This window comes from Pirellulales bacterium, from assembly GCA_019694455.1.
Lineage (GTDB): Bacteria > Planctomycetota > Planctomycetia > Pirellulales > JAEUIK01 > JAIBBY01.
Map to the genome: position 1 here is coordinate 24,794 of JAIBBY010000015.1, position 23,161 is coordinate 47,954.

Here is a 23,161-nt window from a genome sequence, read left to right on the forward strand (position 1 = left end):
TAAGCCCGTCGCGACAGCACAGCAAATTCCAATCCACCCACAAGGGAGAACCAACATGCAGACAGTCCTTGATCGAAAGTCGCTTCAACAAGAACTGGGCGGAATCAGCGCGCTGCAATCGGAGCGCAGCGCGTTGATCCGGAAGAAGGCCAAGCTCGAAGGGGAGATTCTGGCCGGTCGGATGCCGACGAACGCGGTGTGGCCGATCGACAGTGAGCTAGCGGCGCTCAACAATCGCATCGGCCGGCATGATCAGATTGTGTTGGAGCTGGTCAACTCGGCCCCCGAGGCGCTGAAGATGGAGCGGCGCGAGTTGCTGGAAGATCGCGCGGAACACTCGCGCGAGATCGAGCGACTGCGCAAGGAGCTGCAACAGCGCGATGAGGTCATCGCGCGCGACTCCGCGGCGATTGAGAACAACGGCGGATGGCCGCCCGAGCGCATCCATACGGCGGAGAAGTCGCTTGGTCGCGAAAGAGCGGAGCGCGATCGACTGCGCGACAAGCTGCGTGAGAAGGAAGCGCTTGTCGAGCAGGTCAATCACGAATTGGAGGAACAGCGAGCGCGCATGATCAACGCCTAGGGGCGGCCGCCTGTTCGTCGCATGGAGGGTGATTCTCGCGGAGACGTAGCGGTGTGCGGTTGAGCGGCTTGCAAGGCGGCTGTATTTCTGGCCGGCTGCCTTGGGCCGCCAACCGCATTTGATCGCAGGGACGATGCGGATCGATTGCAAAGACTGGCAAGGCAACGCCTGGATATTCGCCGCGACCAATGAAGATCGAGTTCAACATGGATCAAGTAGTCAGCAACGATGTCGGCAGCACGCCGCTTGGCGGCCGAGCCAGGTGGTTGGCGCGAGGGAGGGGCAATGGCCTGCGATGCGATTCGATGCGGAGGCTGAGGGTGAAGACAGCGGCCGTAGTAACCGATTGGGCGCGCCTGCTTGCGAGCGGTTCTACTCTCGGCTGCCGGCTGGCCAACCTGGTCAGCATGGACGGGCGGCGGCGAATGGTCGAGCAACCGCGGCGGTGTGGCGACAGGCAAGGCAGTGCGGCGGCCGGCGCTAGCCGCAGGGGCGCGATTGTCGGCTTGGTGGAACCGGGCAGCGGCGAACCGGGCTCGGCCAACAGCCGCGAGCGCCAGGCGCTACGAGCGGCAGAGGTGAGCATTGCGCGGCAGGGCGAGCTATCCGCGCGACGGCGCCCGCGCGAGGCATTTGGCAACGGCCGGCTGGCCAACCTGGTCAGCCTGGACGGGCGGCGGCGAATGGTCGAGCAACCGCGGCGGTGTGGCGACAGGCAAGGCAGCGCGGCGGCGGGCAGGAGCCGCAGGTGCGCGATTGTCGGCTTGGTGGAACCGGGCAGCGGCGAACCGGGCTCGGCCAAGAGCCGCGAGCGGTTGGCGATTTGGGGGGATGGCAGCGTTTCGGGTTTGGCAGGGGGGGGTATAGGTACTTTGGGCCAGGGGGACCCCCTCGGGGGCGGGAGAATCGCGCATTTTGCACACCCCCCGACGTCGAATGCGCTTCTTCTTCTTCATGCTCGAAAAAAAACAAGTAGGGAGCAAAGGTCATGGCAGACGTAGCGCTCGTTTTCAGCGGCAAAACCGATGACGCCGAAAAGGCGTTCCGCAAGCTGGAACAAGAGAACAACAGACTCCGTGAATCGCTCAAGAAAACGGCAAGCCAGTCGAAGACAGCCGCCGCGGAATCGACGAAAGGGTTTCAGTCGCAGATTTCGATGATCGGTGGCTTGGTTGGCGGCCTTGCCACAGTCGGCACCGCGGTCGCGGTCGTCACAAAAGCGTATGGCGAGTGGAGACGCGAAATTGAGAGCATCGATCAAAAGCATCGTCAATTCGCAAGCGAACTCGGCCGAACGCTGGCGCAGACCGGTGACCTGCCCCACGCGAGCAAGATTCAAGCAGCGTTGGCATCGGTAAAGGGCGCAACTCGCGATGAATCGAAGGCGGCATTTACCAGCATCCGCGGCGCTCTGCCAACCGACGAAATTGGCCGCGTGCTTGGATTGACGGCTCATACCGCTCGCCTGGCTCCGATCTTGGACCCGGCCATGTTGGGCCAGGTGGTTGGCGAGTTTGCGGACCTCGCGCCAGCGAAGCGACCTCAAGACGTTGTTGATCTTGCCGTAACGGCGCTAGAACGCTCGGGCAACGACGCGGCGAGTCTCACGGAAGACGGATTTCTTCGCAGCGTGAAGATCCTAAAAGGCGCCGGCATGAATACAGAGCAAGCGCTCGGAATGGGTCTTGCCTCACTCGACTCCAAAGGAGGACCGAAGCTGCTTGAACAAATTGCCGCAATTGTTGAACATCCGCCCGAATTGGTCCAACCGAAGGCTGGCGAACGGATGTCGGCGGACACAGCGCTTGCAAACAAGCTAGCCAAAATGTCAAAGCCGGAAGCACTGAAAGCGCTCCTCACGGACTCTGCGATGCAGGACGCGTTTCTCGGCAAGGGAGCTGCCACCAAAGCTGGCATTTTCAGCATTGCCAAAGCGATGCAGGAGGAACAAGCGCTGGTGGCCGGCCAGAGGGGCGATCGGGCGAAAGACATGCTTCGGCAATGGGGAGCTACTCCAACTGGCGCTGTCGGCCTCGCAACTCATGAAACTTCGGTTCGCCGAGAACGGGCGCGAATGCGGCGCGAAGGCGCGATTTCCGAACGCGAAATGGCGCTCGACAATGTGGAAACCAGTCTGATCGAAGGGACTGGATCGGAAGCACTTGCTGGGCTAGCGCGCCGCGGTGTCGCCGCCTCTTTGACGGCCAATGACGTCATGCAGTCGCGTCCCGGTCGGATGGTGAGGCAATTAGGCGGGGCGCTCGCAACCGGAGGTTCCAGCATCGCCATTGAGGCCGCCACGCAGAAGATAACAAATCTGCTGATGGAACTGGTTGGCGTGGGTAGGGACCAAACGGCCGTGCTTCGGCACCGCAACAATCGGCCGCTGGGCGTTCACTCCGAATAGGGATTGCGATATACTCACAACGCTTAAACCTGGCAGTCAATTGAGTGCTGACAGGAATCGAAGGTCTATCTCTTATGCCGTCCAAAAGGGCCGCAACCCCGGTTAGCCGTGCGCGTCACCGTAAGGCCGCGCAAGTGCAGTCTTCGATCTGCCTAAGCAGCGACTGACCGGGGCTGCGGCTTTTTTGCTGCGCACATGCGCAGCGGAGGCACGCGCCATGTCGAACGATTCTCGTCCGACCAATCCCAATTCTCTCGATCATGCCATGCGCCAGCTCTTCGACGGTCGCATCGCGCTGGATGGACCTGGCGCCCACTACGCTTATCAAATCCGGCTTCAGGTGAGACGTCTTGAAGAATTCCTGGGACGTCCAGCGACTTGCTGCGATCTGAACGAGAAGGCAATCCATGCGTTTGCAGATTGGCTATCGAAGTTAGGTCGATCAAAACAGACCGTCTCGAATGCTCGGTCCCGTTTGCGCGCGCTGCGTCGGAACCTTGCGGGTCTTGGAATGGTCGACGATGAGCCGGTTGCGCGATTGCGTTTGGCACACATTGCGCAAACCCGCGAACCGTTGAACCATCATGGACTCTTGGCTTACTTCAGGAGCGTCTATTTGCAAGAGAAGCTCCGGGGAGTGGACGGCTTGATCGTTCGCCGGCATGAACTCGCGATCGAAGCGTATCAGCAATATTTGGCAGTTAAGCTAGCCAAGAAACGCGGCGGATATGCCCGCTTAGGGAGCGTTAACGACAGTCGGCTTCGCAGCTTTCGAAACTGGCTGGTGTGCGTCGGATTCTCTGACGACGTCGCCTTGCGCTATCGACAGAGGATTCGCGCAATTGCGAAGCACGCTTGCCCTGCGCGTTTCAAGAGCGAATGGGAGCCGCCGAACAAGTTGCCAGCGCATGTGCCGGTGTCCGGCAGCGTGCTCGACTTTTTGACCACAGTTTACGAGCCGCAAAAGCTACTTGGCGCATCGCAGGTTACGAGAGACGAATATCGCTGTTCTGTGCGTCGGCTCAATCACTTCGCCCAGCGAGATGTCTTAGTCAACGAGCTGACCGATGCCATTGTGGCTGGCTTGCTCGGACATCTCTTGGAGAAGGGCGCTTCTCCTGCGACCGTCAACAAGCACCGCAGAAATTTGTTCGCAGTCTGGAGATTTGCGCATCGTCGAGGGGCGGTCGATCGACTACCTACGCTTGACAAACTTCGAGAGCCAAAGCGCCTGGTCGACGCGTGGACGTTGGAGGAGTTTGCGCAAATCCTCGCCTCGTCGAAGTCGATGGGCGGATGGGTTGGCAATCTGCCCGCTCGCCATTTCTGGCCAGCGCTGTTGCTGACCGCATTCGATACCGGCGCGCGAATTGACGCGCTGATGAAGGCGACCCCGCTTCAGCTCCATTTGGGTCGCGGCATCTTGCGAATTCCCGCAGAGCATCAAAAGCATCGTACGGACCAAGTCTTCTTTTTGCACTCGGATACGACGGCGGCGCTGTCCGTGATTGTCGCACCTGAACAAGAGAAGATTTTTCCTTGGCCATACGAGCAGAATGTTCGGCAGTGGAAAGCTCTCAATCGCGCCTATCGAGGCATCTTGTTGCGAGCTGGTCTCCCGCACGGCCGGCGCGATTTGTTCCACAAGATCAGGCGGACCGTCGCGACGTTGATTGCCGCCCGGTCGAACGAGCACACAGCCAGTCGGTTCTTAGGTCATAGCTCGGTCAATATCACTCGGGCCTACATCGATGCAACGCAGGTCGAGCCGATCAATGCAATTGAGCTGTTGCCGCGGCCGAAGCTGACCAGTGCCACGAGTTCCATCCACAACTAGAAGAAAGGGAGAGTGCGTCAATGAAGGCATGGATATTTCAGGACCATCGACAGAAGCAAAAGCTCGGCGATAAAGCGCCTTGGTCTGTTGGCTGGACCGACCCCGATGGAAAGCGAAGGTCGAAGTCGATCGGTTCGCGATCTATGGCGCAGAAGTTCGCCCGACGAGTCGAAGGGAAAATCGCGGCAGGATGCTATGAAAACGAGAGTCGCAAGACATGGTCAGATTTCATGGTCGAATTCGAATCGCGCGTTTTGGCCATCATGGAACCGCGCACGCGAGAATCCACCCAAGACGGGCTCAATCACTTTGAGAGAGTCATCCGCCCGACAAGGCTGCGCAGTATCACGAGCACAACGATCGCGGATTACATTGCGGTTCGTCGGTTAGAGAAGCGCGGCCGAAAGGTGATCCACTCCGATGGGAAGTCCGAACGATTACCGGTCTCCCCCGCGACGATCAATAAGGAACTGCGAACAATTCGAGCGGCGCTGCGCAAGGCGGAACGGTGGGGGTACTTGCCAAAAATGCCGGTGTTCGAGTTTCTGCGAGTGCCAGCAAAGCTGCCTACCTATGTGACTCCTGAGCATTTTCAGGCGATCTACACGGCCTGTGAATCAGCACGTTGGCCGCAGGGGCCACCATACGCAGCCGCGGATTGGTGGCGGGGGTTGATTGTGGCCGCGTATATGACCGGCTGGCGCATTAGTTCGCTCTTGGCGCTGCGCAGGGAGGACGTTGACCTACAGACGGGCATCGCTCTTTCCAGGGCCCAGGACAACAAGGGACGGCGCGACCAGCAAACTCCCCTGCATCCGCTGGTAATCGAACATCTTCAGCGGCTTCAGTGCTTTTCGCCCCTGGTATTCCCCTGGGCACGCGACCGGCGTCGACTTTTTGAGGAGTTCAAACGAATCCAGTCGACGGCAGGTATCAAGCCACCTGGCGAAAAGTCGAGCTACGGGTTCCACGATCTGCGTCGAGCGTTCGCCACAATGAACGCGGATAGGATGACCGCGGATGCGCTTCAGGCGCTGATGCAACATCGGGACTACCAGACAACCCAACGCTACATCAACATGGCGAGGCAGCTCAATCCTGCGGTGGCGAACCTGTAAGTTCCCAAGCTAGCGAACGTTTCCGCTGGATGAGTGTTGTATGAGTGTTGCCTCAATTGATCGTCTGAAGCGACTGTTCGGCCTAATGACGGAACCCCTTGAGGCCCAACGAGTACCGGAGGTGGGACTTGAACCCACACCCTCTTGCGAGGACCGGATTTTGAATCCGGCGCGTCTGCCATTCCGCCACTCCGGCGAGTGAGAGAGCGTGTGATTCTAGCAAGCGGCATGGCCGTTGCACAGGACGGGTTATTGCCAGTTGAAGCGGCAATTTATGGTGGAATAGCACGGCATGGACGCGCATTCCATACATCCTATTGGACGTGCGCTCCGCCGAGAGTGGCCACGCGGGCAATAAGGTATGCAGCCGCTCACATGGAACTATGTGGGGGCCGGACCAGCGATCAGCGTCCGCAATTGATCGAGGCGCACGGGCTTAAGCAGCACGTCGTCGAAGTGCTCGCCCTCGACCGCAAGTCGATCTGAGCAGAAGCCCGTAAGCGCTACAATACGCAGGCACTTGTCGCCGACGATCTTGCGAATTTGTTTGGCCACTTCGAAGCCGTCCATGTCGGGCATCACGAGATCGAGCAGGATGAGATCGAAATCGAGCTTGGCGATAGCGTCGAGCGCCGCATGGCCGCTTTCCGCGACGCAGACCGAATGGTGGTCGAGCGTGAGCAAAGTGGCCAAGGTCTGATTGCAGTCGTGACTGTCGTCGACCAGCAGGATGCGCGCCATACCGAATACCCCAAGACCGCCGTGGTCTGTGGACGCTAGGGAAAGCGCGTCTCGGCCTTCCCATTGAAGCCATGTTTCAACGTACCGGATTTTTGGATTACGCCAAGCGGAATTCGGCAATACTTTCGCGGCGGCTAGCCTTTAATCACCCCGATGGGCCGCAATCGCGCAACTTTGCTAGCAAGCCCTGCACGATGAACCACTTCGACGACGAGATCGACATCTTTGTAAGCGGCCGGTTGCTCCTCGGCGAGACCCTTCCAACTTTGCGCGCGGGCAACAACGCCTTGGCGCTCGAGTTCTTCATCGATACGCCGTCCTTGAGCGAGTTTGCTGGCGGCGGTGCGGCTGAGCAAGCGGCCCGCGCCGTGACAACAGGTGCCAAAGGTGTGCTCCATACTGCCGGGTTGGCCGACGAGCACCCAGCTCGCGCGCCCCATATCGCCGGGGATGATGACCGGCTGGCCGACACCGCGATATTGCGCCGGCAGTTCAGGGTGACCTGCGGGAAAGCAGCGCGTGGCGCCCTTGCGGTGAACCCAGACTGGCTTGGCGCGGCCATCGACCTGGTGCTCTTCGAGTTTGGCGATGTTGTGCGCAACGTCGTAAACGAGAGTCATCTCCAGTTCCTGCCAGGTTCGACCGAAGACCTTGGCAAAGCATTCGCGTGCCTGCCACATGAGGAGCTGGCGATTGCACCAGGCAAAGTTGGCCGCCGCGCGCATGGCGCCGAGATAGCTTTGGCCTTCAGGCGAATCGATGGGCGCGCACACCAGTTGACGGTCTGGCAGTTCGATGTGGTATTTCTCCGGGGCCTGGCGCAGTTCGCGTAGCGCGTCGTCGCAAACCTGATACCCCAGCCCGCGCGAGCCGGAATGAATGAGCACGCACACCTGATCCTCGCGCAGCCCAAACGCGGCCGCCGCGTCGGGATAGTGGATGGAATCAACCAGTTCGACCTCGAGAAAATGGTTGCCCGCGCCGAGTGTTCCGCATTGGTCCTCGCCGCGCTGGAGCGCCCGCTCGCTGACGCGATCGGGCTCGGCGCCGGCCAGCAGGCCGCGGGCCTCCGTGCATTCGATGTCGGCTTCGTCGGCAAACCCCCATTCGCCAAGCAGACGTGGGCCGGCTGCCATGAGGCGTCGTAGATCGCTGGGGCTGAAGCGATGCTGTCCGCCGCGCCCCACGCCCGTTGGCACGTGACGAAAGAGTTCGTCGATCAAAGTCTTGATGCGCGGCCGCACATCGGCGGCCGTCAAATTAGTGCGCACCAAGCGCACGCCGCAATTAATATCGTAGCCCACGCCGCCGGGTGAGATGACGCCCCCTTCGGCCGGGTCGGTGGCAGCCACGCCGCCAATGGGGAAACCGTAGCCCCAGTGGATGTCGGGCATGGCGAGGCTCGCCTTTTGAATGCCCGGCAAAAAGGCGACGTTCGCCACTTGTTCGGCGGCCTGATCGGACTTGACTGATTCAATGAGCTGGTCGTCGGCGTAGATCAGTCCATCGACGCGCATGCCGGAGCGGTACGATTTGGGGATCTTCCAAAGGCAATCGCCGACGCGTTCGAGCGGACCTGTGTATGCGGCCTGCGGCATGAGGGGCATCCTGTAACGGCGGCAAGTATGCGAACTAGATGTCCAGGATCACTTCGGCAAGATAGCCATACGGTGAATGTTCGAGCTTGAGTCCGTGATAAGTGACGGCCTTGACCTCGTGTTCCAGAGCGTGGCGCGCAACGGCGACTGGCTCGCCGAGCGCAATTGCGTTCAATCCATGGCCGCCGACTTGTATCTCGAAGTCGGAGAATAGCAATCGGCGACACTCGAACAAATGGAGCAGTTCATTGAGCCAATCGAACAATAGATATTCCAATTGCTGGCCGGCAATCTCAATGACGACGCTCTCTCGCGTTCGAACGCTGTTCAGGTCAGCGACCAGCAGGCTAGTAAAACCGCGGCCAGCTTCAGCAAACAGCTTGTTGAGATCGGGTGCGCTAGCTCGCAGCCCTATGTCGGCGGTGTGCTCGAAGGTTTCAAACATGGCGCCGCCATGACGGAGGCTATTCGTCGCCCAATTGAACAAGCGCGCGGCCTTGCATTTGTCCGCCGCGGATGCGGTCGATCGCTGATGGCAATTCGTCGAGCGAGACGGTCGCGGCGACGATCGCTTCGAGATCGGCCGGTCGCCATGCGCCAGCCATGTGCGACCACAGGCTTGCGCGGCGCTCGATGGGGTATTCGGCGGAATCGACGCCGGCCAGGCAGACGCCGCGAAGGATGAATGGATGCACCGAGAGGGGGAGTTCGACGCCCCCCACCAAGCCGCAGGCAGTGACACAACCAGCGCGATGCGTGGAGCGAACGATGGTCGCCAGGGTGTTGCCACCCACTGAGTCGATGGCGCCGGCCCAGCGGGCGGGCAGCAGCGGCTTGCCGGAAGTGTTATCCACTTCGCTGCGACCGATCACTGTCGTCGCGCCGAGTTTGCGCAAATAGTCATGCGCCGTTGGCTTGCCGGTGACGGCGGCCACTGAATAGCCGAGACGGGCAAGCATCGACACCGCCAGGCTGCCCACCCCGCCCGTAGCGCCCGTGACGACAATTTCGCCGGACGTTGGCAGAATGTTTTGATGCCTAAGAATCTCGATTGCGATTGCGGCGGTGAAACCGGCGGTGCCGAAGATCATGCTCTCGCGGAGCGAAAGTCTCTCTGGCAGGGGGACCAGCCAATTGGCCGGAACGCGAATGAATTCGCTGAAGCCTCCCCAGGCCGGAGCGCCGAGTTCGAAACCGGTGACCAACACCGCGTCCCCTGGCTGAAAGCGAGCATCCCGGCTTTCTACGACCTTGCCCGAAGCGTCGATGCCGGGGATGTGCGGAAATGTTCTGGCCACGCCTGGCGCGCCGCTGGCGGCCAAGGCGTCTTTGAAGTTGAGCGAGGAATAGGCCACTCGGATCAGGACCTCGCCAGCCGGGAGGTCGCTTAACGGCAACACGGCAATGCGGTTTGAAATCTTCTTGTCGTCGCTGCGCTCGACCAGATAGCAACGAAAGTCGGGTGCAGGCATGAATTCATCCTTGCCGAAAATTAACCATGAAGGGCGCCGAAATGCTACGTAGGCGCTCACAGCGTAACGCAGCGCCAAGAAACTATGCAAACCGTGCTAGAGGACGCACTTGGCGGTTCGTTGACACTCCGGATGGGACTTCTAATAATTCCGGCGGTGAAGTTATTGGCCGTTCACGCACAGCCGAATCGTTCGCCTGGCCCGTGACGCCTCAAATCGAAGGAGATGACATCCATGGGCAACGGCGTATTGGAGATTTCGGATTCCACATTTCAGCGCGACGTGATCAACTCAACGCAGCCGGTGCTGGTTGATTTTTGGGCTCCGTGGTGCGGCCCTTGCCGCATGATCGCGCCGGTGGTTGAAGAGTTGGCCTCGGAATACGCGGGGAGCGTGAAGATCGCCAAGGTGAACATCGATGACAACCCGCATTCGGCCGAGGCGTATGGGGTGAGCAGCATCCCGACATTGCTGGTGTTCAAGGGTGGGCAGATCGTGAACAGTTTTGTCGGCGTGCAGTCGAAATCGAAGATTCAGCAAGCTTTGGACGCCGCCAAGGGTTAGAAATCTGGCGGCAATGTTGGCGCATTTGCTCCAAATTGCCGCGAGCCTCCGCGGCGCGTCTTTCTGAATGAACTACGACTTGCCTGGCATCCGATGATGAATGCCAGGCAAGTTTTTCTTTTGACGTTGGCATTGCGGCGCGGCAGCGCCGGCCAACGTAGCGTGGCGCCTGTGCCTGGCAGTGGGCCAGTTGCTTGATGAACTCGACACCCGACGCCCGAGCGGGCGCCTCAGCTAGCGATCCGCAGCGTCCGATTCGCGGCGCCTTAGGGAACGTGGCGGCTCGCATCGACGGCGCGCACGAGTTGCAAACCGTATCGGCGCGTAGCGCGGCGCAGCAGCCAGAGAGCGCTGAACCGGCGATCGTCCATGAGCGGGCCACGGATACCACCGAATGGCCGCGCTTGGTGGAGGAGTTGCAACGGCAGGCCCGGCAGTTGCAGGTCCATTTGAAGCAACGGCTGGCTGAGGTGGATCGTCGCGAGTCGCAAGTGAACGCGCATGCCGCCACGCTCGAAGAACAAGCCCGCGGCGCGCGCTTGTGGCTGCGCGAACAGCATGCGCTGCTCGATGTGCGCGGCGAGCGGGCCGAATTGCGCGAAGCGGATGTGGCGGAACGCCAATCACAGGTCGCCGCAGCCGAGGCGTACCTGGAAAGTCAGCGAAAGGAAACCGCGGAAAGGCAGAGCCGATTCCAGCAGGAGCTTGATCGTCGCGCCGCGGAGCTATCGGCGCAAAGAGAGCAATTGAAGCTTGCCGATCCGTCCGCCGAGCAGGCGTCGCGCGTAATGGCGCCTGGCAAAGATCAGAATCTGCTGGCCAAGCGACGTCAATTGGCGACCCGCGTGCGTCGAGCAAGGGCCCGTATTGTGGAGCAGGCTCGGGCCTGGGGAGCGAAGCTGCGGAAGCGAGAATCCCATTTGGAGGAGCGATCGCGAGAGCTGGCTAGTCGGCACGCCGATCTAGAGCAACTGCGATTATCGCTGTTGAGCAAGCATACAGAATTGTTGGAGCTGCGCCTGTCCATTGAGCAGCTCATGGCTGAGCAAGGCTTGTCCGAAGGCACGCCTCAGGCAACGAGCGCGCTATCGACAACCAGAACCATGATCGCGGAGCAGTACCAGCAAACTCGCTCCGACCTGGCGGCGCAACAAGAGGCGCTGGAGTCCTTGCGGGCAGAAATTGCGTCCCGCTATGAAGCGCTCGCCGACCGTCGCGACGCAGTGATCAATCTGGCGCGGCGGCGGCGCTTGCTCGAAGTGCGTCAAGCCGCTGAGGCGCTATTGCGTCGCGCGGGATAGAGCGCAACTTAGACGCTTGGAGTAGCAGCACCCAAGCAGCAAATCCAACTCGCGGCGAGCGCATCTGACTGCCGCAGATCGCAAATTCGCGATTGCTATCGCCAGTTGGGAAGCAATTCGCAGATTCCGGGCGTCACTTCCGCGGGTCTGTCAGCGACCCGCGACCGGTTCATCCAGCGGCTGGCTAGGATCGGTTTCGCCTGGGGTGGCTTCCTTGGGGTGATCGGCCGGCGATTCGTCGGCGACTTCCTCCGCCATGTGCGTGGCCACACTGACCATTTGCATCGCGGCTTGGATCTCGGCGGCGCTAAAGTAAGGCTCGTTCGGCGCGCCGATATGCTCGATCTGCTTGTTGGCCAGTTCGGCCCAGCTCATGTTGTCGGTGAGATGCCAGGTGGCAGCTTGGGCAACGCGCTGGCTCGACTTTCCGGCGGCAAGCAACCTGAGGACTTGCGCAACTCGCTTATCGCTGGAGAACTCATTGAACGGTTTGATCTCGTACGGGATCGCCGCGCGCGGCTCGGATTTGCCATGTTCCAGGCAGACACATTCGACCTTGATCTTGCCGACCTTTTCGGCAGGGACATTGAAGAATCCGCCGCCGCCCATGCCACCCATGCCGCCGCCGCCCATACCCATCCCGCCCATGCCCATGCCGCCCATGCCCATCCCGCCGCCGGCGGATTGGGCGCCGCCGCCGGTGGTAGCGCTGGTGCCGCCGCGTCCGACGCCGCCGCCAATTTGCGCGAGGACTGGAGTGGCGGCAAATGTTTCGGGCAGCTTCACGCTCAATGGCTTGTCGGTCTTGTTCTCGATGAGGACTTGCGCTTGGCGCGAGTCGCGCGGGATGAACTTGACATCGAGTTGCCCCGACTTCATGGCGGCGAACATCTCGACCTGCTCGCCGACGGGTTGGTTCTTGGCGCCGCGCTTTGCGCTTCGTTCTCGCGCAACGAGTCCCAGTGGAAGGATGGCGACGAGAGCCACAATGATCGATGTTTGTAGCGACTTGCGCATGACCGTTTCGTTCCGGCGGGAGTGGCGAATTAGGTGGGGCTGGCCCCTGGCCGCACATTGCGGCTGCGGGCCGTAAGTCTTGTGCAATTCAGCTTAATTGCCTGTCGCGTCAACTCCAACAAGAAAGCGCATTGGAGCAAGGGGGCGTGATCCACGGGACCCCAAAACGCGGTCGAAATTGCGGGGAATTCCGGTTGTCCCGGCTACTGGTACGCAGGGCGGACCACACGGGGAGTTCGCTGGTGACGCGGAGGGCCAGATCTCGCGGAACGGCCACCAAAAAGGCTCAATCGAGGCTGATCGGCACGATCTCCGGCTCCTCGGCCGCTGCGGACTGCTCTTGAGCAGCCATGGCGCGGATGTCCTCGGTGATCTTCATGGAGCAAAATTTTGGCCCGCACATGCTGCAGAAGTGGGCGCTTTTGAAGGTGTCTTGAGGCAGGGTTTCGTCGTGCATGCGGCGGGCGGTTTCAGGATCGAGGGACAAGCGGAACTGCTCGTTCCAATCGAATTGAAAACGGGCCTTCGACAGGGCATCGTCACGATCGCGCGCGCCGGGTCGGCCACGGGCAATGTCGGCGGCGTGGGCCGCGATCTTGTAGGCGATCACGCCTTGCTTCACGTCCTCGCGTTCCGGCAGACCGAGATGTTCCTTGGGCGTGACATAGCAGAGCATTGCCGCGCCACTCCAACCGGCCATCGCGGCGCCAATCGCGCTGGTGATGTGGTCGTAGCCCGGGGCAATGTCGGTGACCAGCGGCCCCAAGACATAGAACGGCGCCTCGTTGCACCATTCCATCTGCTTCTTCACGTTCATATCGATCTGATCCATCGGCACATGGCCGGGCCCCTCAACCATGACCTGGCATCCTTTGTCCCAAGCGCGACGGGTGAGTTCGCCGAGCACTTTGAGTTCGGCGAATTGCGCCTCATCGCTGGCGTCGGCAAGCGAACCAGGGCGCAGACCATCGCCCAGGCTCCAGGTAACGTCGTACTCGCGCATAATGTCGCAGAGATCTTCAAAGTGAGCGTAGAGCGGGTTCTCTTGACGGTGCGACATCATCCATTTGGCGATCAGCGACCCGCCGCGGCTGACGATGCCAGTCACCCGATTGGCGGTAAGCGGCAGATGCGCGCGCAGCACGCCGGCATGGATGGTCATATAGTCCACGCCCTGACGCGCTTGATGCTCGACCATGTCGAGAAAATGCTTGGGGCGCATGTCCTCGATGTCGCCGCCCAGTTCTTGCAGCATTTGATAGATGGGCACGGTGCCGATCGGCACGGGCGAGGCGTCGATGATCGCTTGGCGGATGGTGTCGATGTCGCGGCCGGTTGAAAGGTCCATCACCGTATCGGCGCCGAAATGGACCGAGGTGTGCAACTTTTCGAGTTCGCCCTCGATGTCGCTAGTGACCGCGGAATTGCCGATGTTGGCATTGATCTTGCAGCGGGCCGCCACGCCAATGCACATGGGCTCCAAGCGTTTGACGAGGTGGACGCGATTGGCCGGGATCACCATGCGACCGCGGGCCACTTCGTCGCGAACCAGTTCGGCGGCGAGCGATTCACGCTGCGCCACGAATTCCATTTCGGGGGTGATCTGGCCCGCACGGGCGTCTTGCAGTTGCGTCATGGATGGGCCTCGGCGATAGGGTGACAAGGCCGCGCCGTGGCGCGCCTCACACGCGATAAATTGAATTAGGTTAGGGACTTCCGTAATCGTACTGACGGCGGGAACGATGTCAACGAACGACGACGTCACCTGAACGGGCGGCAAGTGCGCAGTGCAGCGGACTATTCCAGCACGTCGCCTTCGACGGCCAGTCGCACATCGGCCAGTCCGGCGTCGCGACCGGCATCCAGCACCATGACGGCCGCGCCGTGGTGCGCATCGCCATTGGCGAGCACAAGCATGCGCGTTGGGGCGTCTTTGCCGTCCGCCGCCAGCCGGCGTCGCAGGCCTTGAACGAGGTCGGTGGGGGTAGGCGCTTGCTCGTCTTCGATCCACACCGAGTTGTCGGCCTCGATGCGCACGATGATGAAGCTATCGTCGGATTCGAAGTCTTCGACGGACCGGCGCGCGGAGGGTTGGCCGGCGCCGGGGCGCGCCGCGGCGGGAGGCATTTCGATCGAGGCCTGTTGCGAATTGAGCGACGTGACCATGAAGAAAATCAAGAGAAAGAACACAACGTCGACCATCGCCGTCATGTCGATCCATTCTTCGTGATCGCGCGAGGGGCGCGCCGGGACGAGCGCGGCAAGTGGCGAATCGACTGACTCTTGAGCTGAGTCCGCAGGTTGGCGAACCGGCTTGGGAATCGGAACCTCGGCGCCGCAACGTGGACACTTGGCCTTGCGTCCGGCCAGGGAATCGGGCGCTTTCAGCTTGCGGCCGCATTGTGCGCAGCGAGTGCGGATCATGCGTCTTTTTCCATCACCGCCAAATGGATCTTCACACCGTCGTCGCCCGCGGCGTCGCTGGCAATGCGGGCGATTTCGCGGAGCGGGACATCCTTTTCGGCCTTGATGACTACGGCCGTCTTACCTTCGCGGAACTGCGTTTCGACGACGGTGCGAATTGCGGAGTCTTGTTGGAGACCGGGCAATGGGTCGCCACCGGCGCCATCACCGACATACACCAGCGGACGCCCGCCATCGGGATTGTTCATCACCGTGAGCACCACGGAGGTTTCGAGATCGGCGGCGACCACATGCTTGGCGGCGGGCAGGTCGATCTCGGCCAAGGCGGCCACAAGGCTGGTGACCAAGAAAAAGATGTTCATCATGAACACCAGGTCGATCATGGCCGTCATGTCGACTCGAGCGTCGCCCTCGGCTCGTTTGGCGGAGATTGGGGCCAGCGTCATGCCGCCAGCAAGCAGCGAGTCGGCGTCTAACAACGACATGAGACGACCTGCGCTATGCGGCGACCAGTTTGAAGTGTTTTAGAAAACGGACGAGGGCGGGTGTGAGCGATTCTTGCAAATCGCGAATGCGATTGTTCAAGGACGATGCGACATAGCCAAGCGGTATCGCGGTACCGAGCCCCATGGCGGTGCAGATGAGCGCCACGCTGATTTCGTCGGCAATCTGGGCCGGCTGCACTTTTTCGCCCATGCCGATGCGGCCGAACGCGGCCATCATGCCGAGCACGGTGCCGAACAATCCGAGCAGCGGGCCGTTGCGAATGACCGTGATGATCCAACTGACGCGGTTTTCCATGGGGGCGAGCACGTCGCGCTGGAGGCGTTCGGCCACCAATTGGCGCAGCTCGGCATGATCGAGATCGCGGTTTTGCAGGGCCAGTAACACCAGTTGCGGCAGCGCTCGCTCGTCGACCGCGCAGCGATCGATGGCGCCTTCGTAGTCGGCATCGGCCAGGTCTTGGCGCAGTTCTTCGACGAAGTCGTCCTGAGCCTGCTCGGTGCGGAAGCGGAGTTGCGCCAGTCGCCGCCAGACGAGAATAGCGCAATACAGCCCCCAAAGCAGGTTTAGGGCCAAAAACACATAGCAGGCGTCGCCCATCGTCTGGGCCAGTTCATTGACATTCATAGTCGCATGTCGATCGCGGCTAGGGCTGGCGATTCCATTGGATAGCAGATCGTTCGTTTTTTTTACGCATTAGGCATTCCATCGATTGTCGTCTACGGAAGGTGGCTCGTCACCCTCGTCGACGTCGCCGGATGGCAGGTCCAGATCATCGATATCGGCGACCAGTGGTGGTTGTCGGCGCGCAGCGCGGCGCCGATAGACCCAGGCCCCGGCCATAGACGAAAGTATCACAGCGCCGACGACCAACGCCACATAGGACCAGTAGGGGTTTTCGCGTGGCACGACTAAACTCGGTTGAGAGACGACTCGACCGACCAAGAGCGGGGCAAAGAGGGCCCGCGATTGGGGCTTGGCGTCGGCGGGGTAATAGCCTTGCAGCTTGAAAAAGTAGCCATAGACAGTCACCTCGCCTTGGACAAAATCGCCCACTGTCAGGCTGGGCGGCAAATCCGGCGTGACGACCACGTAGAGCCAGCCGCTATTTGCCGTTGGCCAGCCCCAAAGCTCGTACAGTTGCGGGGCGTCAATCTTGAGAGACTTGGGGGTCGGGTAGCTGAGCACCCGCCGCACGTCGAGTTCCACGCGGAGCAGTTCGCCTCGGCATTCGGCCGGAGCATGGATCAGGTCGTGAAACGTGCGCTCGTGGCTTTGCGATCGCAGTTGTTCGGCTGTCCGCTCTTTAGTCCAGTGGAACAGCCGCGCGTAGGCGGGCATCTCAATGGGATGAATGGCAATCGACTTGTCGCTGACTAGCTTGGCCTCTTCCCGGAAAAGCTCCATTTCAGCCGGATCGATTGAGCTAGCGGTAGAGCCTGAATCCGGCTGAGCGGATTCGTCGGGGGCAGTGGCGGGATGCGCACTGGCTGGCGCCACGGCCGGTTGGACTCGACCCTGCGGACGCCAGCGATAGATGGTGAGCCCCATGATGGTGAGCATGACCAACATCGCGATCAGGCGCATGGCTTCGTTAGGGGCCGGAAGCCATCCGGGGCGTCGAGCGCGATGTTTCATCTTGCGTTCCTGGCGAGCGAGCTATTCGGCGGCCTTCGGCTGCTCGTTGATTTCGATAAAGCTGAGCCGATTGAGCGGTTCGCCGGACGGAAGCTTAATTCGGGTGCAGACGTCCATCAGGCTCATCATGTGCTCGTACTTGAGACCCGAGCCAATCTGTAACAGCACCTGTTCGAAGACGATGTTGGGATCGGAAAACAACTCGGTCAGCCGGAGTTCGAAATCGCGCAAGCTAGTCATCACGGCGCCCTGGGCGATCTGCAGCTTGCCAATGCCGCCTTGGCCGTCGGAGAGCACTGTCAGTTCCAAAGTGTCGAGCCCTTTAAGCAGATCGGCGTTGGGGTCGGGCGATCCGATCGCCTCGCCTTGCACGCGGGAGACCGGCTCGGGCGGCGGCATCCGCAGGGCGATTTGGCCTTCGAGCGGCGCGGGGTTGAAGGTGAGGATAAAAAAGGCCAATAGTTGAAACGCCATGTCGAGCATGGCGGCGAGATTCAACTCGACTTCTTCTTGCGATGTACGGCGTTTGCGCTTGCGCACCGTTAGGCTCCCTCGACCTTGCTCATCGCGCGGTATTGAAACTTGCGAAACCCGCTGGTTTGGCAGTTTCTGATGATGCGATTCAGCAAATGAAAAGGAATCTCTTTATCTGCTCGCACCACGACCGTGACGGGGAGTTCGTCGCCAAGCTTGAGATTCGGCTGCTTGACTTGCGCGAGTCGGAGGGCCGTCTGAGCTTCGCTCTTGATGAACGCCTCGGGCTCGACAATGTCGCCATAGGCGTGCAGTTGCCCTTCGGCGTCGATGTTTAGGACCAAGAGTTCGGTCCCTTCATCCTCGACCGGCGCAGCGGAGCCGAGCACGGGGAGATTGAGCGCAAGATTGACTGAAGCGGCCTTAAAATTGACCACCAACATAAAGAAGGTGATCAACTGAAACACCATGTCGAGAATCGGTGTGAGATTGGGTTCGCACCGATCGTTGCCGGACAGCGAGGCTGACATCGCGGTCTCCTTATTGATCAGGTGACGACGAGTGCGGCTTCGCCCGGCGCTGGCGGAGTCGATTTGCCGCGCACCGAACGATGGAGCTTGCGCAGCAATTGGTCGGCCAGCAGGGACGTGTTCGCTGAGATGGTGGCAACGCGGTTGCGAAACAGCGAGAAGAAGTAGATCGCCGGCACGGCGAGCGCGACGCCTTCGAAGGTGAGCAGCAGGGCCTCGGAGATTCCGCCCGCCACTTTGTCGGCTTCCAGTCGTACGCCCGACATGGCGATGACGCTGAAGCTGGCGATCATGCCTTTCAGCGTGCCGAGGAGGCCGATCATCGGTCCGAGGGTGCCCATCACGGCGAGGATGCTGATGCGTTTTTCGAGTTCGATGGTTTGCGCGTCGACCGATCGCTCCATCGCTTCGCGAGCTTCTGGCAGACCGTTTTGCAGTTCGGAGATGCCGACGGTGAGAATACGTCCGAGGAAGGAGCGACTTTCCGCGGTGATTTTGTAGGCCCCGCGAATGTCGCGTTGATGAATGAGCAATTTGAGTTGCTCAACTAAGGTAGGGGGGGCGGCAATCTGTTCGCGGAGCTCCATGAACATGCTGACGACAGTGGCGACGAAGTACATGGACAGCATCAAGATGACGACGCCGATGATGCCCGACGAGCGGGCCACCCACGAGAGATAGCTCTCTTGTTCCGCGGGCGCGGCCGTAGGGGGATCCGCGGCAAACGCCGGCGTTGCAATGACCGCCCCGATCACCAGCAAAAGGAGGAAGAACGCGAACGGGCGAATAGAACGAATCGGCGACACGGCGGCTCCTTGCAAAGCAAGTTGATCCAGCGAGATTCGGGCACGATCGGCGCTCGTTGTGGCCTCGTCGTCCTTGTGCGCCATGGAACAACGTTGGGTTGGCCGACGAGCGCCAAAAATGGCGTCAGGGGCACTTTTTCTACCTTATCACCGTAGCGCAGCGGCAGAAAGGGAAAAAGCGCTGACCATAGGGCGAGGCAAGTAGTTGAAATGGTCCGAGAGGCCGCACGATCATCTATCCGGCAAGCTGTGCGCGTGCTGTCGGCAGCGCCGAAGTTGCGGAATGCACCGACTTGGAGGGCTAGCCCGAGTGGCCGCCGCCGATGTGCCTTGGATCGGTGGCGCTGACCCATGGCGTGGTGGTGGGAGTTTGCTCCGAGGGCGACTCTGACCTAGCTTTCAGCATTGTCACATTGAGACGAGATTTCGCTCGTCTGGGCCCGGGTCGCTGATCCGGCCGGTTCAGTAAAGCATTGATCCCGACGGGGTTTCGCACATGGTCAGCACCGCGCCCGGCGCCAAAATCGACCTCAATCAGTTGCTTGCATCGAGTCAGTTGCCCGCTCTGCCGCAGAGCGCGATTCGCATTTTGGAGTTGTCGAAGGACCCGGACAATGGGCCGGTCGAGTTCGCGCCGTCGATCGAGGCCGATCCGGGTTTGGCAAGCCAAGTTTTGCGGTTTGTGAACTCGTCGTACTTTGGCTTTTCGCGCGAAATCTCCAGTGTCAAGTTGGCGCTGACTCTGGTGGGAGTACGGACGATCAAGAACTTCACGCTCTGGAGCGCCGTGTTCAGCTTGATGCCGAATCCACGGTGCGGGATCTTCGATATTCGCAGCCTTTGGCAGGATTCATTGCGGCGCGCGCTTTTTGCGCGTGAAGCGGGCAAATTGCTCGGTCTTAAGGAGTCTGACGAGGCGTTTGCGGCGGCGCTGTTGCAGGATATGGCCGTGCCGCTCTTGGCCAAGGAGTTTTCTGACACCTACGCCGAATTGTTGGTGGGGCGCCAGCACGGCGAATCGCGGCTGTCGGACCTGGAAGGCGCGCGCTTTGATTGGAATCATGCGCACGCCGCCGCGCAGATTGCACGGCATTGGAACCTGCCGGAGGAGTTGGCGGGGCCAATCGAAAGCCATGCGTCGCTCGATACTTTGCTAGAGTCCGATCGTCTGCAACCCGCGCATCTGGCGGTGGCGCTCTCGGCGCTATTGCCGGCAGTGGTCGACAACGCCTGGCCGGAGCAAGCTCAGTTCGAGAGCTATGCGGGGCGCGTGTTCGCCAATCGCGAGTATGACTTGTGCGACCTATTGGGTGTGGTGGACGCGGGATTTGTCGACTTCGCGCCGGTACTCCAGATCGCCTCGCCAACACGCACGTTGCGGCAGTTGCTTGAAAGCCCGGCAGGCTCGGACGCTTGATCCATCTACAGAGCTGAACCGGGATCGGTCAAGAACCGTAGCTAACGGTTTTTCTGGCCTGTTGCTGGTCGAGCCACATGCCGTCCACGCAGCCAGCCCTAACTTCCGCTGGCTGACGGTTTCAATCGCGGGTCGAATCAGCGGATGGTCGAAGCGGTCTAACTGCTGCTGTGCGAGTTGCCGGCCCCGCTATAATGACAATGTGAGGGCAGGACTTTTCTGATTTCTTGTCGCATCGAGGAGCAGAGCGGTGTCGGAGTTGAACCGCGCTCGGCTGGCACAGTTATTGCGCGAAGCTGAGGGCTATCTCGAGCTCGGGCTAGCCGAGCACGCGCTGGCGACCCTGCGCCGGGTGGAGCATGCAGGCACCTTTCGTGGGCAAGTTAATTATTTGCGCGGCGAGGCGCTGCGCAGCCTGGAGCGATACGAGGAGGCGGTGGAACCGCTGGAGACGGCCGCCGAGTTGTCTCCGAGCAACGTGCATGTTTCCCTCGCCCTGGGCTGGTGCCTGAAGCGCGTTGGTCGACTCGGGCGGGCGATCGAAATATTGGAACTGGCGCTACAAACTGAGGCAGGCGACGATGAACGGGCGCTGGTGACCTATAACCTGGCGTGCTACCTGAGCCTGGCGGGGCAGAAGGATCGCGCGCTGGCGCAATTGGCCAAGGCCTTTGCGCTGAACGACCGTTACAAGATGTTGGCGCACTCGGAAGCCGACTTTGATCCGATACGCTCCGATCCGGAGTTTCAGTCGCTGGCGTCGATCATTGTGTAGGCGGGTTTCGCTGTTCACCAGTCGACATGGCGACCCAAGCGCTGCGCGATTTCGCGGTCCAAGTCGTCGAAGTTCTTGCGACCGTGCAAGACGCGCGTGTTGTCGAGAATGGCGAAGTCGCCCACATTTTCCCAGCGGACCAAACGTGTGCAGCGATCGGCCACAGCGCGCATTTCAGCCACGACATCGGCCGGCAGCTTGCTGCCATCCTCCATGCGCACCTGGCTGACATCGCTGCCATTGTCCTCTTGCCAGAGCACCGGGAGCACGCTGTTGCTGAAGACATCGAGATCGCCCCAATGACTCTTGCGAATCGCGTACACGGGATACTCGGTCACCCAGGTGTCGCCATCTTCGATCAGGAAGTTCATTCCGTTATCGGTCGCGAACTGGCGGGCTTCACCCTCGTCCTCGGTCCAAAAGCGTACCTTGCGCGCATGTGGCCGCGTGCGGCGCACATACTTGATGCGATTTGAAAGGAGGAAATCGCGGGTCTTGGTATTCAGCTCGCGGACGATCGCGGCGCCATCGCAAAGCATGGTTTCGCCGGCGGACTTGGCGGGTTTCACCACGTAGAAGAACACGACCATGGGCCGGTTTTTTTGATATGACATTTCGGAATGCAGCGCCAGCTCAAACGCCAATTGCTGCTGATTGCCAAGATAGAAATTGGTCGACAGGATGGTGCCGTCGGTGTCGGGATTGAGGACTTTCTTTTCGTGCGCACCGCCTTGGTAATTCTGCCAATCGTCACAGAGGCGATTGGTGAATTGCTCGAACGCCGGGATATCGGGACGATAACCAATCAGAGCGACCGCGCCGTGCGACTTGACCAGTTCCTTGATCTGGTCGAGGGGCACATCAGCGAGCGATTCGCCGGCCGCTGGGCGAAGAATTGCGCAAAAATCTGAATCGATGGATTGGTGAATCATGGTAGTTGGAGAGCACGAGGGACTGGGCTAAATAAGGAATCAAAAATCGACGCTGCGAACCATGCGTGAAAAGATCTGCCGGACATTGTCGTTGAACTTGCGGCGGCCGTGGAGCGCGCGGGTATTGTCGACCACGGCGAAATCGCCAGAACGCCAAGGTATGCAACGCGTCAGTTCGTCGCAGCACGATTCGATTTCGGCGATGACTTCGTCGGGAATCCGCGAGTCGTCCTCGAACCGCACTAAGTTGTCTTTCTTGACGCCGAAGCGTTCTTGCCAAGCGACGGGCAGAATGTTGTTGATGAACACGGCATGGCCGCCCCATCGGCTGGTTATGTGCGCCGGATGCACGTACTCCGTGGACACGGTCTGCGCTGCGCGGTCGACATTGACCGTCATGCCGTTGCCGCCACAGAACCGCGCCACCTCGTCGATGTTGTCGGTCTGAAAGCGCACCCGCCACTCCGACTCGGGATAGTAGCGAATGTATTTGAGGCGCCGCGCATGGAAGAGGTCACGCGTCGCAGGTCGCAGGCGGCGATACAGTTCGGCGCCGTCGAGCACCGTGGTTTCGCCGTCTTGCAGGGCAGGTTGCACGCAATAGAACCAGATCAGCACCGGCCGCTGCTCGAGGTAGTACATTTCGCCGTGCATCGGCAACGAAAAGGTGTCTTGCTCCTCGCCTTTGAGGTAATAGTTCACCGAGGCGATGGTGCCATCGTCGTTGACAGGGCGGCGGGCGTAGCGTCCCCCTTTGTAGTTCATGAAATCGCTGGAGAAGCGATTCGTGAACGCTTCGAAGGCGGGGGGATCGATTTCGAAGCCGCGAAAAAACACCATGCCGTGACTCCGGATGGCGTCGATCACGGCGGCGTCTTCGAGTTCGGTGATGCGCTCGCCGGCGTCGGGCGAGAGAATGGCGCCAAATGTGTCGTCGAACGGGGCGGTTTTCACGAGAGCAACCCTATGGATGTGGAATGCGATTCAAGTCGCGCAGGCTGCCATGCCGTGGACACGGAAAGG

Annotated in this window: 23 protein-coding genes and 1 tRNA gene; 8 read left to right on the forward strand and 16 right to left on the reverse strand. The window is 60.6% G+C overall.

Annotated features, from left to right (window positions below):
- The first annotated feature begins 55 nt into the window (after positions 1–55).
- The 4 genes from K1X71_08145 (at position 56) to K1X71_08160 (ending at position 5,945) form a co-directional block, all read left to right on the forward strand.
- The gene (locus tag K1X71_08145) at positions 56–583 is read left to right on the forward strand and encodes a hypothetical protein (GenBank protein MBX7073106.1); all 528 of its coding nucleotides are present in this window, start codon (positions 56–58) and stop codon (positions 581–583) included.
- A gap of 988 nt (positions 584–1,571) precedes the next feature.
- Positions 1,572–2,990, forward strand: a complete 1,419-nt coding sequence (locus K1X71_08150; protein ID MBX7073107.1) for a hypothetical protein — start codon at positions 1,572–1,574, stop codon at positions 2,988–2,990.
- A 217-nt stretch (positions 2,991–3,207) separates the two neighbouring features.
- Positions 3,208–4,827, forward strand: coding sequence for a site-specific integrase (locus tag K1X71_08155; protein ID MBX7073108.1), 1,620 nt, complete (start codon positions 3,208–3,210; stop codon positions 4,825–4,827).
- A 20-nt stretch (positions 4,828–4,847) separates the two neighbouring features.
- Positions 4,848–5,945 carry a tyrosine-type recombinase/integrase gene (locus K1X71_08160; protein MBX7073109.1) on the forward strand — a complete coding sequence of 366 codons (1,098 nt, stop codon included), beginning with the start codon at positions 4,848–4,850 and terminating at the stop codon, positions 5,943–5,945.
- Between the two features lie 113 nt (positions 5,946–6,058).
- On the opposite strand, the gene K1X71_08165 is transcribed toward K1X71_08160, so the two are convergent.
- The 5 genes from K1X71_08165 to K1X71_08185 form a co-directional block, all read right to left on the reverse strand.
- Positions 6,059–6,141: transfer RNA gene (locus K1X71_08165), tRNA-Leu, on the reverse strand.
- Positions 6,142–6,326: 185 nt separating this feature from the next.
- A complete protein-coding gene (locus K1X71_08170; protein ID MBX7073110.1) occupies positions 6,327–6,686 on the reverse strand; it encodes a response regulator in 360 nt (119 codons plus the stop codon).
- A 134-nt stretch (positions 6,687–6,820) separates the two neighbouring features.
- Complete coding sequence (locus K1X71_08175; protein ID MBX7073111.1) at positions 6,821–8,284, reverse strand: RtcB family protein; 1,464 nt, start codon at positions 8,282–8,284, stop codon at positions 6,821–6,823.
- 34 nt (positions 8,285–8,318) lie between these two features.
- Complete coding sequence (locus K1X71_08180; protein MBX7073112.1) at positions 8,319–8,729, reverse strand: archease; 411 nt, start codon at positions 8,727–8,729, stop codon at positions 8,319–8,321.
- A 19-nt stretch (positions 8,730–8,748) separates the two neighbouring features.
- Positions 8,749–9,756, reverse strand: a complete 1,008-nt coding sequence (locus tag K1X71_08185) for a YhdH/YhfP family quinone oxidoreductase (GenBank protein MBX7073113.1) — start codon at positions 9,754–9,756, stop codon at positions 8,749–8,751.
- 234 nt (positions 9,757–9,990) lie between these two features.
- Between K1X71_08185 and trxA the strand changes: the two genes are divergently transcribed.
- On the forward strand, positions 9,991–10,320 hold the full coding sequence (trxA, locus tag K1X71_08190; protein MBX7073114.1) for a thioredoxin: 330 nt from the start codon (positions 9,991–9,993) through the stop codon (positions 10,318–10,320).
- Between the two features lie 197 nt (positions 10,321–10,517).
- On the forward strand, positions 10,518–11,621 hold the full coding sequence (locus K1X71_08195; GenBank protein MBX7073115.1) for a hypothetical protein: 1,104 nt from the start codon (positions 10,518–10,520) through the stop codon (positions 11,619–11,621).
- A gap of 150 nt (positions 11,622–11,771) precedes the next feature.
- On the opposite strand, the gene K1X71_08200 is transcribed toward K1X71_08195, so the two are convergent.
- From K1X71_08200 to K1X71_08240, 9 genes are all read right to left on the reverse strand, one after another.
- Positions 11,772–12,638, reverse strand: a complete 867-nt coding sequence (locus K1X71_08200) for a hypothetical protein (GenBank protein MBX7073116.1) — start codon at positions 12,636–12,638, stop codon at positions 11,772–11,774.
- A 286-nt stretch (positions 12,639–12,924) separates the two neighbouring features.
- The gene (thiC, locus tag K1X71_08205) at positions 12,925–14,274 is read right to left on the reverse strand and encodes a phosphomethylpyrimidine synthase ThiC (GenBank protein ID MBX7073117.1); all 1,350 of its coding nucleotides are present in this window, start codon (positions 14,272–14,274) and stop codon (positions 12,925–12,927) included.
- A gap of 161 nt (positions 14,275–14,435) precedes the next feature.
- Positions 14,436–15,062: a biopolymer transporter ExbD gene (locus K1X71_08210; GenBank protein ID MBX7073118.1), complete on the reverse strand. Its 627-nt coding sequence runs from the start codon at positions 15,060–15,062 to the stop codon at positions 14,436–14,438.
- Positions 15,059–15,547, reverse strand: coding sequence for a biopolymer transporter ExbD (locus tag K1X71_08215; GenBank protein ID MBX7073119.1), 489 nt, complete (start codon positions 15,545–15,547; stop codon positions 15,059–15,061). The genes K1X71_08210 and K1X71_08215 overlap by 4 nt, the downstream gene beginning before the upstream one ends.
- A 13-nt stretch (positions 15,548–15,560) precedes the next feature.
- Positions 15,561–16,193 (reverse strand): MotA/TolQ/ExbB proton channel family protein, encoded by a 633-nt coding sequence (locus K1X71_08220; GenBank protein MBX7073120.1) that lies wholly within the window; start codon positions 16,191–16,193, stop codon positions 15,561–15,563.
- 69 nt (positions 16,194–16,262) lie between these two features.
- Positions 16,263–17,204 carry a hypothetical protein gene (locus tag K1X71_08225; protein ID MBX7073121.1) on the reverse strand — a complete coding sequence of 314 codons (942 nt, stop codon included), beginning with the start codon at positions 17,202–17,204 and terminating at the stop codon, positions 16,263–16,265.
- A gap of 21 nt (positions 17,205–17,225) precedes the next feature.
- A complete protein-coding gene (locus tag K1X71_08230; protein ID MBX7073122.1) occupies positions 17,226–17,744 on the reverse strand; it encodes a biopolymer transporter ExbD in 519 nt (172 codons plus the stop codon).
- Between the two features lie 2 nt (positions 17,745–17,746).
- Positions 17,747–18,208: a biopolymer transporter ExbD gene (locus K1X71_08235; protein MBX7073123.1), complete on the reverse strand. Its 462-nt coding sequence runs from the start codon at positions 18,206–18,208 to the stop codon at positions 17,747–17,749.
- 17 nt (positions 18,209–18,225) lie between these two features.
- A complete protein-coding gene (locus tag K1X71_08240) occupies positions 18,226–19,098 on the reverse strand; it encodes a MotA/TolQ/ExbB proton channel family protein (protein MBX7073124.1) in 873 nt (290 codons plus the stop codon).
- Positions 19,099–19,510: 412 nt separating this feature from the next.
- Between K1X71_08240 and K1X71_08245 the strand changes: the two genes are divergently transcribed.
- A complete protein-coding gene (locus K1X71_08245) occupies positions 19,511–20,431 on the forward strand; it encodes an HDOD domain-containing protein (protein MBX7073125.1) in 921 nt (306 codons plus the stop codon).
- A gap of 250 nt (positions 20,432–20,681) precedes the next feature.
- Positions 20,682–21,206 carry a tetratricopeptide repeat protein gene (locus K1X71_08250; protein ID MBX7073126.1) on the forward strand — a complete coding sequence of 175 codons (525 nt, stop codon included), beginning with the start codon at positions 20,682–20,684 and terminating at the stop codon, positions 21,204–21,206.
- 14 nt (positions 21,207–21,220) lie between these two features.
- Here K1X71_08250 and K1X71_08255 read toward each other — a convergent pair whose 3' ends face one another.
- Both K1X71_08255 and K1X71_08260 read right to left on the reverse strand, forming a co-directional pair.
- Entirely contained in the window at positions 21,221–22,138 is a 918-nt protein-coding gene (locus K1X71_08255; protein MBX7073127.1) for a TauD/TfdA family dioxygenase, read from the reverse strand.
- Between the two features lie 39 nt (positions 22,139–22,177).
- Positions 22,178–23,092 carry a TauD/TfdA family dioxygenase gene (locus K1X71_08260; protein ID MBX7073128.1) on the reverse strand — a complete coding sequence of 305 codons (915 nt, stop codon included), beginning with the start codon at positions 23,090–23,092 and terminating at the stop codon, positions 22,178–22,180.
- Between the last annotated feature and the right edge of the window lie 69 nt (positions 23,093–23,161).

Coding starts and splice junctions, on each gene's coding strand:
- K1X71_08175 (MBX7073111.1), bottom strand. CDS start 8,284: ATGCCGCAGGCCGCATACACAGGTCCGCTCGAACGCGTCGGCGATTGC.
- K1X71_08160 (MBX7073109.1), top strand. CDS start 4,848: ATGAAGGCATGGATATTTCAGGACCATCGACAGAAGCAAAAGCTCGGC.
- K1X71_08235 (MBX7073123.1), bottom strand. CDS start 18,208: ATGTCAGCCTCGCTGTCCGGCAACGATCGGTGCGAACCCAATCTCACA.
- K1X71_08245 (MBX7073125.1), top strand. CDS start 19,511: ATGGTCAGCACCGCGCCCGGCGCCAAAATCGACCTCAATCAGTTGCTT.
- K1X71_08155 (MBX7073108.1), top strand. CDS start 3,208: ATGTCGAACGATTCTCGTCCGACCAATCCCAATTCTCTCGATCATGCC.
- K1X71_08170 (MBX7073110.1), bottom strand. CDS start 6,686: ATGGCGCGCATCCTGCTGGTCGACGACAGTCACGACTGCAATCAGACC.
- K1X71_08255 (MBX7073127.1), bottom strand. CDS start 22,138: ATGATTCACCAATCCATCGATTCAGATTTTTGCGCAATTCTTCGCCCA.
- trxA (MBX7073114.1), top strand. CDS start 9,991: ATGGGCAACGGCGTATTGGAGATTTCGGATTCCACATTTCAGCGCGAC.
- K1X71_08150 (MBX7073107.1), top strand. CDS start 1,572: ATGGCAGACGTAGCGCTCGTTTTCAGCGGCAAAACCGATGACGCCGAA.
- K1X71_08210 (MBX7073118.1), bottom strand. CDS start 15,062: ATGATCCGCACTCGCTGCGCACAATGCGGCCGCAAGCTGAAAGCGCCC.
- K1X71_08145 (MBX7073106.1), top strand. CDS start 56: ATGCAGACAGTCCTTGATCGAAAGTCGCTTCAACAAGAACTGGGCGGA.
- K1X71_08215 (MBX7073119.1), bottom strand. CDS start 15,547: ATGTCGTTGTTAGACGCCGACTCGCTGCTTGCTGGCGGCATGACGCTG.
- K1X71_08195 (MBX7073115.1), top strand. CDS start 10,518: ATGAACTCGACACCCGACGCCCGAGCGGGCGCCTCAGCTAGCGATCCG.
- thiC (MBX7073117.1), bottom strand. CDS start 14,274: ATGACGCAACTGCAAGACGCCCGTGCGGGCCAGATCACCCCCGAAATG.
- K1X71_08200 (MBX7073116.1), bottom strand. CDS start 12,638: ATGCGCAAGTCGCTACAAACATCGATCATTGTGGCTCTCGTCGCCATC.
- K1X71_08220 (MBX7073120.1), bottom strand. CDS start 16,193: ATGAATGTCAATGAACTGGCCCAGACGATGGGCGACGCCTGCTATGTG.
- K1X71_08180 (MBX7073112.1), bottom strand. CDS start 8,729: ATGTTTGAAACCTTCGAGCACACCGCCGACATAGGGCTGCGAGCTAGC.
- K1X71_08240 (MBX7073124.1), bottom strand. CDS start 19,098: ATGGCGCACAAGGACGACGAGGCCACAACGAGCGCCGATCGTGCCCGA.
- K1X71_08185 (MBX7073113.1), bottom strand. CDS start 9,756: ATGCCTGCACCCGACTTTCGTTGCTATCTGGTCGAGCGCAGCGACGAC.
- K1X71_08225 (MBX7073121.1), bottom strand. CDS start 17,204: ATGAAACATCGCGCTCGACGCCCCGGATGGCTTCCGGCCCCTAACGAA.